The 10801-nt window shown below is 32.3% G+C and carries 13 protein-coding genes; 3 read left to right on the top strand and 10 right to left on the bottom strand.

Annotated features, from left to right (window positions below; genetic code table 11):
• Positions 1–2: 2 nt before the first annotated feature.
• From ACN0WY_RS08675 to ACN0WY_RS08640, 8 genes are all read right to left on the bottom strand, one after another.
• Positions 3–476: a TspO/MBR family protein gene (locus tag ACN0WY_RS08675; RefSeq protein WP_417800103.1), complete on the bottom strand. Its 474-nt coding sequence runs from the start codon at positions 474–476 to the stop codon at positions 3–5.
• Complete coding sequence (locus ACN0WY_RS08670) at positions 463–1164, bottom strand: lycopene cyclase domain-containing protein (RefSeq protein ID WP_417800102.1); 702 nt, start codon at positions 1162–1164, stop codon at positions 463–465. The genes ACN0WY_RS08675 and ACN0WY_RS08670 overlap by 14 nt, the downstream gene beginning before the upstream one ends.
• On the bottom strand, positions 1161–1616 hold the full coding sequence (locus ACN0WY_RS08665; RefSeq protein ID WP_330489264.1) for a beta-carotene hydroxylase: 456 nt from the start codon (positions 1614–1616) through the stop codon (positions 1161–1163). The genes ACN0WY_RS08670 and ACN0WY_RS08665 overlap by 4 nt, the downstream gene beginning before the upstream one ends.
• A complete protein-coding gene (locus ACN0WY_RS08660; protein ID WP_417800101.1) occupies positions 1613–2059 on the bottom strand; it encodes a hypothetical protein in 447 nt (148 codons plus the stop codon). The genes ACN0WY_RS08665 and ACN0WY_RS08660 overlap by 4 nt, the downstream gene beginning before the upstream one ends.
• A complete protein-coding gene (locus tag ACN0WY_RS08655; RefSeq protein WP_417800100.1) occupies positions 2056–2898 on the bottom strand; it encodes a phytoene/squalene synthase family protein in 843 nt (280 codons plus the stop codon). The genes ACN0WY_RS08660 and ACN0WY_RS08655 overlap by 4 nt, the downstream gene beginning before the upstream one ends.
• Positions 2882–4363, bottom strand: a complete 1482-nt coding sequence (locus ACN0WY_RS08650; RefSeq protein WP_417800099.1) for a phytoene desaturase family protein — start codon at positions 4361–4363, stop codon at positions 2882–2884. Before ACN0WY_RS08650 ends, ACN0WY_RS08655 begins: the two co-directional genes overlap by 17 nt.
• A gap of 77 nt (positions 4364–4440) precedes the next feature.
• Positions 4441–5400 (bottom strand): fasciclin domain-containing protein, encoded by a 960-nt coding sequence (locus tag ACN0WY_RS08645; RefSeq protein WP_417800098.1) that lies wholly within the window; start codon positions 5398–5400, stop codon positions 4441–4443.
• Positions 5401–5613: 213 nt separating this feature from the next.
• Entirely contained in the window at positions 5614–6507 is an 894-nt protein-coding gene (locus tag ACN0WY_RS08640; protein ID WP_330489269.1) for a MerR family transcriptional regulator, read from the bottom strand.
• 111 nt (positions 6508–6618) lie between these two features.
• Between ACN0WY_RS08640 and ACN0WY_RS08635 the strand changes: the two genes are divergently transcribed.
• Positions 6619–7569, top strand: a complete 951-nt coding sequence (locus tag ACN0WY_RS08635) for a GSCFA domain-containing protein (protein ID WP_417800097.1) — start codon at positions 6619–6621, stop codon at positions 7567–7569.
• Positions 7570–7580: 11 nt separating this feature from the next.
• Here ACN0WY_RS08635 and ACN0WY_RS08630 read toward each other — a convergent pair whose 3' ends face one another.
• A complete protein-coding gene (locus tag ACN0WY_RS08630) occupies positions 7581–7862 on the bottom strand; it encodes a rhodanese-like domain-containing protein (RefSeq protein WP_330489271.1) in 282 nt (93 codons plus the stop codon).
• A 34-nt stretch (positions 7863–7896) separates the two neighbouring features.
• The gene (locus ACN0WY_RS08625; RefSeq protein WP_417800096.1) at positions 7897–9654 is read right to left on the bottom strand and encodes an aromatic amino acid hydroxylase; all 1758 of its coding nucleotides are present in this window, start codon (positions 9652–9654) and stop codon (positions 7897–7899) included.
• Between the two features lie 115 nt (positions 9655–9769).
• Here ACN0WY_RS08625 and ACN0WY_RS08620 point away from each other — a divergent pair, with 115 nt between their 5' ends.
• Both ACN0WY_RS08620 and ACN0WY_RS08615 read left to right on the top strand, forming a co-directional pair.
• Positions 9770–10537 (top strand): M48 family metalloprotease, encoded by a 768-nt coding sequence (locus ACN0WY_RS08620; protein WP_417800095.1) that lies wholly within the window; start codon positions 9770–9772, stop codon positions 10535–10537.
• 61 nt (positions 10538–10598) lie between these two features.
• Positions 10599–10754, top strand: a complete 156-nt coding sequence (locus ACN0WY_RS08615; RefSeq protein WP_417800094.1) for a hypothetical protein — start codon at positions 10599–10601, stop codon at positions 10752–10754.
• Positions 10755–10801: the final 47 nt, after the last annotated feature.

The following is a 10801-nucleotide window of genomic DNA, read 5'->3' as shown; positions in this document are numbered from 1 at the left end:
ATTTAATTGTTTAATACGATGTATGCGTTGAGACTAGTTGCAATCGTCATCCATATTAGATATGGAAGAATAAATAGTGTATACCATTTTACTTTTTTTAAATACTCAAAAGTGAAATAACCTACGAGTATCCACAATAAAGCGATTACTACTAAACCTAGTTTTGTTAAATGTTGATTGAAGAAAATATAATTCCAGCTTACATTTAAAATCCATTGGTCTATATACAAAATGAGTACTTTTTTGTTTAAAAATTCATGTTGAAAACTCACTCTAGTCATATATACAGAAAACAATACCATAATGGTTGTCCATGCTGCTCCAAAAACCCATCCTGCCGGTGTCCATGGAGCTTTGTTTAAAGATAAGTACCAATCTGTTCTTGGCCCGTCGTTCATTAACCAAGCTCCAATAGGTAAAGCTGAAAAGTTAGCTATTAGGAATATTAAAAATCGTATGTATTTATTTTCTTTCAAGTTTTTTTCTTTTTAAAGAATTGAAGATTAACTGTACTGAAAACAACATTGTAAATGCATAAAAAATGTCTTCAAAGGGTATGGTAAAAATTCTAAATCCTAAGTTTTCTGAATTGTTATACCAAACAACTGGTTTTTCTATAAAACTTCCTGTTAAAATTCCATTAACGATTAAGAAAGGAACTAATATTACCAAGAAGCTTGGGTAATATTCTTGTAACGTATTCAAATGATATTTTAACGCATAGCCCAACAGCAATAAGAATAGTATGAAGTTAACTGTTGTATACCATTTTCCGAAGTTAAAAATCAATAATAAACTCACTAAAACTATGAGTAAAAAGCTTATGATTACTGTCATTGACTTTGACATTTTAAACTTTGGATATAAAAATTTTAATACTTCATGTGTAAATAGACATGCATAGGGTATACAAAAGAAGAACATCCATTCTTCTATTGGCATGTGCAGTAATTTTAAGGATAAATGGTAATCAGGGTTAAAACCCCATACTCCCATTTGCGTAAACCAACTGTCCCAGATTAAAAAAAACAAGGCAACTAACAAAATACTAAGCGCTGCTTGTTTGAAATATTGTATAAAGTGTAGTTTTTTTTCAAAAACACTATACAATAGCGGAATACTTAAACTGCCTAGATTTAATATTAGATATACATACTGACTCACTGTCTTTTATTAAAATATTTAAAGGGTACAAACAACATTCCGAAACATTCTCCGTCGTGTTTACCCAAATGTTTGTGATGAATTTTATGTGCTTTTCGCAATCCTTTTAAGTATTGGTTATTCGTTTTATCAAACCACTTAAATCTTCTATGAATTAACACATCATGTACCAAAAAGTAAGCAATACCATACAACAGAATACCTAATCCTATGAAAAACAAAAAGTTTAACTCTGGTCGAATTCCGAAGTAAAATAATAAGATACTAGGAATTGCAAAGACCACGAAAAAAGCATCGTTTTTTTCAAAAACATGTGGATATCCTGGCTGGTGGTGATCTTCATGTAAGTACCAACCAAAACCGTGCATTACATATTTGTGTGTGCACCAAGTAACCCCTTCCATAACAATAAACGTTAGCGTGGTTACTGTTATGTAAATTGCTATATTCATAATGATGTATTGTTAATTATATATGTATGTAAATAACTCACACTGTCTTTTTTTTGAAGCACCTTTTTTAAAAACTGCTTGTCTTTTTTAATAGAAGATGTATATCCTAAAATACTTGGTGTATTTTCTTGTATTACCAACCTAACATACCTTAGATGGACATTGTTAGGATTCTTTAAAATTAATTCTTCTAATTTGCTTTTGTTCGTGTTAAAAACTTTTAGTTTACTCCAAGGCATTGTTTTATATTTTGCCTGTTTCATTTGTAAAGAAACTACATAGGCTTGTATACTTACTTCTTTACTGTTTTTATATTTTTTTATGTAAGATAACTCTGCTTCTTTAGTAGCTAATTCATGGTATTCTATAACAAAATTAGGTGCATTATTGAAACCTATAATCGACATAAAAAACAGTACTCCTAAGATACCACTTTTAATCATATTAAATTCAATTTATACCTTACATAACTTCTTGCTAGAAGATTAATTTTCATCGGGTTTGAAATTCGAATTCTAGTATCCATAATTTTTGTTGAAGGCGTGTCCTGAAGCTTCTTTAACAACTTTTTATAATATCTATACGCCATATACACTCCAAACTTTGCTTCAACAGGTAACTTTAAAATTCCGTTTTTGTAAGCAACATCAAAATCGCCTTCTATTTCTTTAATAATTGCATTTTTTCCTTCTGTACTTAGGTCTCCAAAATTGATATTTGGAAAATAAGATCTATTCAATTCGTTAAAGTCTTCTTTTAAGTCTCTTAAAAAATTTACTTTTTGAAACGCTGATCCTAAACGCATTGCAGGCTCTTTTAGCTCCTCATACTTTTGCTGATTTCCATTTACAAAAACCTTTAAACACATTAAGCCTACAACGTCTGCTGACCCATATATATATTCATTGTATTCTTCTGTAGTTGTGTAAGCTGTTTTGTACAAATCGGCTTTCATACTTTTTAAAAACGCTTGTACCAACTCGTCAGAAATTTTGTACTTGTTTACGGTATGTATAAACGAATTTAAAATAGGGTTCAAGCTAATTCCTCTATTCTTAGATTCGTAATAATCTCTTTCAAACTTTAATAATAATTGTTCCTTATCGTACTGATGAAAAGAATCTACTATTTCATCTGCAAAGCGCACAAAACCGTAAATATTATAAATATCTGTACGTATTTTTGGTGATAACATCTTCGTAGCTAACGAAAATGAGGTACTATATTTTTGAGTTACTAACTTACTACATGCGCAAGAAACCTCATCAAACAATTGTTTCATCTTTGTACGTTTTTAAAATTAAATCTGAAGCTATTTTTCCTGAAATTAAAGACGGGGGGACTCCAGGTCCTGGCACTGTTAATTGTCCTGTAAAGAACAAATTCTTTACCTTTTTACTTTTTATCTTGGGTCTTAAAAATGCTGTTTGTGTTAAAATATTTGCCAATCCGTATGCATTGCCTTTGTAAGAATTGTACTCCTTAACAAAGTCATTTACACAAAAACTTTCTTTAAACAATACATGTTCTTTTACTGATTGATTTGTTAATCTTTCTAACCTCTCTATTATAATGTTGAAATAGCGCTCTGTTAACGCTGGAGTATCTTCTATACCTGGCGCTAATGGTATTAAAAAAGTAGCAGCCTCTTTTCCTTTGGGCGCAAAAGAACCATCGGTGATTGAAGGAAAGCTCGCATAAAACAATGGTTCTTTTGGCCAACTAGGAACATCATATATTGTTTTTGCATGCACATCAAAATCTGTGTCAAAAAACAGAGTATGATGGCATACATTTTCTAATTTCTTATCAAAGCCTACATAAAAGAGTAATGACGATGGTGCAAATGTTTTTTTATCCCAGTAACTTTCAGAATATTGTCTTAGATATTTAGGCAGTAAAGTTTCTGTATGATGATAATCTGCTCCACTTAACACTATATCAGATTCCATTAATTTTCCATCAACCGCGACTCCAACTGTTTCGCCTCTATCGTTTACTACAATTTCTTCAACATTTGCATTGGTTTGAAATTTCACACCTAAGCTCGTAGCTAGGGTAGTCATGGCCTCAATTACTTTGTACATTCCTCCTTTTGGATGCCATGTACCTAAGCCAAAATCGGCATAATTCATAAAATTATAAAACGCTGGAGTATTGCTTGGTTTTGCTCCTAAAAACAACACTGGGAATTCTAAAATTTGAATTAGTTTTTTACTTTTAATTTTCTTTCTTACCTCATGTCTGATAGTAGAAAAAAACTGAAATATTTTTCCCATAGTAACTGGAGTTACCAACTCTAAAGGAGAAACTCCTGGTTTATAAACTAAATCATTTATAGAAACATCATAATTATATTTTGCCGACTTTAAAAAAGACTTCAGGTGTTTTGAACTTCCCTTTTCTTCTTTTTCAAAAACCTCATAAATCTCTTCTAGTGTTCCTGGAATTACAATTGAATCTTTTTCTCCAAAGTACACCTCATAAGCAGGACTCAACCTTTCTAACTCGTAGTAATCTGATGGCTTTTTACCAAAATCTCCGAAAAACTTTTCAAAAACATCTGGCATCCAATACCAAGTAGGACCGATATCAAAGGTAAATCCTTCTCTTAATAATTGCCTTGCTCTACCTCCAATTGAAGCATTTTTTTCTAATACAATCACTTCATATCCAGCCTTAGCTAAATAACATGATGCCGACAAAGAAGAGAATCCTGAACCTATTATGTATACTTTTTTTTTCAAATTATTTCTTATAAATATAATTAAATTAACTACGAGTGAAAAAAGTTTTCACTCGTAACCAACACATTACTATAAAACTAAGGTAAAAGAACACTATTAACTACATGGATTACTCCATTCGTTCCTTGCACATCAGTCAATGAAATCACAACAGACTGTCCTGAGCTTGTATTTACTTTTGCTCCACTTGATAAATCAACTGTAACTATATTTCCATCAAACATTGTGATTTCTTGATTATCACTTAATTCATCTGACTGTACATTTCCTCCCGCTAACACATGATACTTTAATACTGCTTCTAATGTTGCAATAGGAATATCTGCTAATGAATTCCAAGAATCATTGCTATCCAACAGTGCTTGAAATGCATCATTTGTAGGTGCAAAAATTGTATATGGTCCGTTCTCTTTTAATAAAGAAACAAAATCTGTAGTATGACGATCATCTGTCAACGCTGCAACTAAAGAAGTGAAACCACTATTGTTTAACGCTAAGGTCACTACATTAGCTGGTAACATTACTTTGTCTATAGTATGTATAACTCCGTTTGAAGCCATAATATCTGTTGCTATTGGTTTTGAATCTCCATTAAATTCCACTGCTCCATCAACTTCCACTTGCAATGACAACATCTCATCGTTTGGACCTGTAGACAACGTTTTTACATAGGTATTGGATAAATCAGCTGCTTTTACCTCTCCAGTTATCACGTGAAATAACAAGACAGACTTTAATGTTTCTACTGGAATATCATCTAAAGAACTCCATGAGTCATTACTATCTAACAACGCCTGAAATGCTGCGTTTGTAGGCGCAAAAACCGTAAAAGATCCTTCGGCTTGTAAAGCGGATACTAAATCAGCCTTTTGTAAAGCAGATACAAGAATACTTAAATTGGAATCTGCAACTGCAACATCAACTATAGTTTTGGGCTTTTCTACCACCGGATCGTCATCATCGCTACACGACGTTAACAAACCAACACTTAAAAACAGTCCCAAAAACAACACAGAGGTTAAATTCTTTACTTTCATAATTCTACATTTTAAAATGAATACTTACTCTTTTTATTGATAGTCTACTTTTCAGCTTAAGTAGACTTTGTTTATTTTACACCGAAAAACATTAAACAAAATTAGTTTCGTTAAAAAAATATGTCTTGAAAATCAAAACATTAGTCAAAATTACATTTTTTGTTTAACAAAAACAAATAAAAAATAAACAAAATAAAATCATTCAAAAAAAAATTAGAATTGATTTAGGAATGCTTTTAATGAAGAATACACTGTTATTTTCGCTTTAAAATCAACATGATCAACTGCCATCGCTTTATTTCCTATTGCTATCAATTCGTGATTTGTATTTTCAAGCACCTCTTCAATTTCTGAAAAATATTCCTCTACCTTATCATCATATGGCTGCACAGTCATGGAAGTAATAAAACAAACTTTTGTTTTACTTTTAAAAAAGCAATCTAAATTATCTAACGGCAAGCTTTGCCCTAAATAAATTGTATGGTACCCTCTTAATATAAGCTCGTAATTCAAATACATCAACCCTAGTTCATGAATTTCATTTTCAGGCAAAAACAACACATAGCTCACTTCTGAATTACTATTAGAATACTCTAATTTCTCGATATTAATTTGAATTTTCTGCACTATTAAATTAGAAATAAAGTGCTCATGGGCAGGCAATAATGTATCTGTTTGCCACAACAAGCCTATATGATTTAAAAAAGGCACAAAAACATCCTTAAAGACCTCTCTAAACGTTTTTCTTTTAAGCAATCTATTATAAGCATTGTTGAATAATGTTTTATCAAACTGAAACATTGCCAACTTAAAAGAGTTGATTGCCTCATCATTTACAGCCATTTTAAAAGCTAGCTCTCTGGCTTTTAAAACAATTGTATCATCAGACATTTCTGCTATTTTAGAAATCTTAATATTGTTTTTATTCAACAGTACAACATTCAGCAATTTTTGTAAATTCTCTGAAGAATAATAACGAATATTGGTATCCGTTCTCTCTGGCGATAACAAATTATAGCGCTTTTCCCAAATTCGTATCGTATGAGCTTTTATTCCTGAAATATTTTCAAGGTCTTTAATCGTGAATGTCGATTTAATATTGTTCAATTTATTTTAAATTCTTTTGAACAAAGATACAAATTTTAACGAATTGCAAACCTACATCACTTCTTATGAAGATTTTATACTTATTTTTGATTGTTATTTTTCTTAAAATTTATGAATCTTCAGACGCCAATACCACTTACGAAGCAAAAGCATAATCAAATTCATTATGAGTCAAAACTACTTTTACTTGGTTCTTGTTTTTCTGAGAATATTGGTAACAAGCTGAGTTATTATAAATTTCAATCAAAACAAAATCCATTGGGTATTTTATTCCACCCTAAGGCCATTGAAAATTTAATTGCAAAAGCATTAAACAAAGAAGAATATACCGACAAAGATGTTTTTTTTCACAATGAACGCTGGCACTCTTTTGAAGCACATTCAAGTTTAAGCACTATGAATAAAAATGAATTATTAAACAGCTTAAATTTATCCATACAACAAACTTTTGAGCAACTACAAAACACCACACATCTTATTATTACTTTAGGGACAGCATGGGTATACAGAGAAATTACTTCGGATGTTCTTGTAGCCAATTGCCATAAAGTTCCCCAGAAAAAATTTTTAAAAGAATTATTAAGCGTTGATAAAATTTCTGAAAGCTTAGAAGCTATTAATTCTCTTGTTAAATCAGTAAATAAAAACATTTCTGTTATATATACCTTATCTCCTGTACGACATTTAAAAGATGGCTTTACAGAAAACCAACGTAGTAAAGCACACCTACTTTCAGCTATTCATGAAGTAGTAGAACCCAGAAGTGCTATATACTATTTTCCTTCTTATGAAATTATGATGGACGAGTTACGTGATTATCGTTTTTACAATGAAGATATGATTCACCCAAACAAAACTGCCGTGAATTACATATGGGAAAAGTTTAAAGAGGTTTGGATTACAGAAGATTCATATCAAACCATGCAGCAAATTGACACTGTTCAAAGAGGATTAAACCACAAACCCTTTAATCCAAACTCTGAAGCCCATCAGTTATTTTTAAAAAAGCTACAACAAAAAAAGGAAACACTTTTACAAGCATTTCCTTTTATAAATTTTTAATCTTTTTATAGTTATTTCACTAAATACTGGTCTACGTTTTGCCAAGGACCTCCGTTAATCACATCTACTCCATGGCTTTGTAAAAACTGTGCTGCTTGACCACTTCTACCTCCACTTCTACATACTGCTATTACTGGTTTATTCCACGATTTAATTTCCTCTACATTTGTAGGAATAGTTGCTAAAACAATGTGCTTTGCACCTTCACTATGCCCTTCATTCCATTCTGCTAAAGTTCTTACATCTAAAACAACTGCTCCTTTAGCTAAATATTCCTGTATTTCGTTACTCATATTTTTCTTTCTAAATAAATTAAATAATCCCATATTATACTTCTTGGTACTTTTCCAACAAAAGTAAACCGTTTTCTACTAATGTAGTGTAACTCTTGTTACTTTTCATGCGTCCAAGGTATTCACGTAACGTTTCTTTTACTGAAAAATTGTTTAGCATTGCCAATTCCAACAATTCCAAAGGCAATAACCAATCGTTTTTATAATTTGACTTTACTTCTGTAAAAATTCCCTCAATATCTTCCTCAGAAACCATGCCACCTTCCCTTAACTCTCTTACCTTATCATATAAACTATATAACTTTTTATCTGAATCAGAATACTGAATTTTGTGTGTTTTGGTTTCCGATACTTTTCCTACATCACCAAACGAAGCGACATCAGCAGGGCCAGCAAAAGCAGACACCACTTCTACCCCTACAGCCATATCGTATACTCCCCAATCTGGGTGAAACAACAACGTATCTCCATAAGTTACTGTACAATTTTTAAAAGAAATTAATAAAATTCTACCGCGTAAATCCCTTGTTCCAGTTATTACTTCTCCAACTACTTTCACACCCCCTTCAAACTCTAACGTAACTTGCTCTCCTTCATAAATCCCATAGGCTTTCAAATCACGCGGACTCATATTCTCTATTGGAATATTAATCCCTTTCAACTTTCCTATCGGGCTTCCAAAGCCTTCAGCATGATATGCTATTCCATGACCTATTAATTCTTTATCTCTATTTGCCAACGCAGTAGGCCCTGTTGTTTGTATATAAATGGCGTTGTTATTCTCATCAGTTATTACATTAGAGAAAACTCCAGACACTTGAATACCTGTACTTAACTCGATAGTTCCTAAACTTTTAGAATCTATTAATTTTTCTATTCCTTTTAATCCTCCAGTTCGTATAGCCATTTTATTAGCGAATTGCTCCAACACTAAACTTAGATGAGCAAAATCTGGTGTAACAAATAACTGAGGTTGAGGTTTTGTAATATCGAAACTTACATTCGCAGCATCTAAAGTATAAGGAACTTTCTTTACCTCCTCTTTCATACACCATTTACTCTCACCTATTGAAGACAACAATCCTGCGCCATAAATTTTCGGATTTTCAAGAGTCCCTATCAACCCATACTCTACTGTCCACCAGTGCAAGTTTCTAATTTGAGCCATTTCTGAAAGCTCTCCCATATTATCTTGTAACCATTCCACTTTTTCTTGCGCTTCGTCAATCTCTTTTTGAGTAGAATTAGGGTCTTCTTTTAAAATAGATAACAAACGAATTGCCTCATACATTTCGTAATCTTTTGCAGAAGAAATTGCTTTGGCACCAATTTCACCAAAACGACGTAAATATTCAGCATACTCTGGATTTGCTATAATTGGTGCATGCCCTGCTGCTTCATGAATGATATCTGGTGCAGGAGTGTATTCAATATGATCTATCGTACGCATGTCGGAGGCTATTACTAACACATTGTACGCTTGAAATTCCATAAAAGCATTCGGTGGTATAAATCCATCGACAGATACTGCCGCCCAACCTATCTCTTTCAAAATACGGTTCATTCCTTGCATATGAGGAATTTTCTCAACAGAAATCCCTGTTTTTTTCAATCCATCTATATACGAAGCATGAGCCACTTTTCCCAAATAATCTACGTTCATACGCATTACATAACGCCACACCGCTTGGTTCTGCGCTGTATATTCATCATACGGTTGTTTTACCACAAATTTATGTAAGTGCTTGGGTAACTTCTTAGTAACTTCGTTTAACTCAAAGTGAGGCTCCATAATGTTGTTTGTTTTGCTGTGTAAATTTAAGTTTTTTATAGTTTACAAAAAATTGATATCCGTTAAATTATATATTTTGTATTTTTACTTTCGGGACTATTAAAAGAATACAGTAATGAAAATTAAAGGAGGTTTTAAAACTCGTTTATTTATAGGAATAGCTATTGTTGCTTTTGCCTATTTACGTAAATGCAGTCAACAAGAGGTAAATCCTTATACAGGAAAAACGCAAGCAGTAAGTTTATCTCCCGAACAAGAAATTGCTATCGGCTTACAACAGGCTCCTATCATGACTCAACAGCATGGAGGGTTATACCCTAGCGAAAATGCTCAAGCTCTTGTAGACAAAGTAGGATCTAGACTTGTAAACAATACTGTAGCTAAAAAATCTGGTTATCAATTCGATTTTCACTTATTGAGAGATGAGAAAACAATCAATGCTTTTGCCTTACCCGGAGGTCAAGTTTTTATAACTCACGCTTTGTTTTCTCAGTTGAAAAATGAAGATCAACTAGCAGGTGTATTAGGGCATGAAATAGGGCATGTCTTAGGAAAACATTCTAACGAACGAATTACCGATGCTAATTTTTGGAAGCTTTTAACTATGGGAGCTTCTGTTGGTGCTGATTTAGGAGAGCTGGCGAATAATATCGGACAACAAACTTTATTAAAGAACGGTCGTGGTGATGAACTAGAAAATGATGAATTGGGAGTTAAATTAATGGTTGATGCTGGTTATAATCCGGAAAACTTAATTGGCGTTATGGAAATTTTAAAGGCTGCTGCTGGCCCAAATAGGGTTCCTGAATTCCAAAGTACCCACCCTGATCCTGAAAACAGAATTGAAAAAATTAAAAAAGCTATTCGCAAGTACAAAAAATAAGTTTTTGGTAACATTTAACAACATACACATCTAATAAGTGTATCTTAAATATTCATTTGCTATGAGTTTTGGTTTTGGTCCATCATCTGAAATGAACAAAACTGTTCAACGTCTTACAAGAGGTAAACCTAACACATTAAAAAAAATAGGTCGACTTAGTACCTCAAATAATTACGCGATAACGAATAAAAAAGCCTCTCAAAAACAGCTTCAATAAATTAGAAAAAAAGTAAGGAAAGAAAATCAAAAAGCTGTGCTAAAAAA

The sequence above is a fragment of the Tenacibaculum sp. genome, assembly GCF_048269885.1.
Taxonomy (GTDB): Bacteria; Bacteroidota; Bacteroidia; order Flavobacteriales; family Flavobacteriaceae; genus Polaribacter.
The sequence above is the reverse complement of the archived record's forward strand: the minus strand, read 5'-3'. Positions and strand labels throughout refer to the sequence as shown.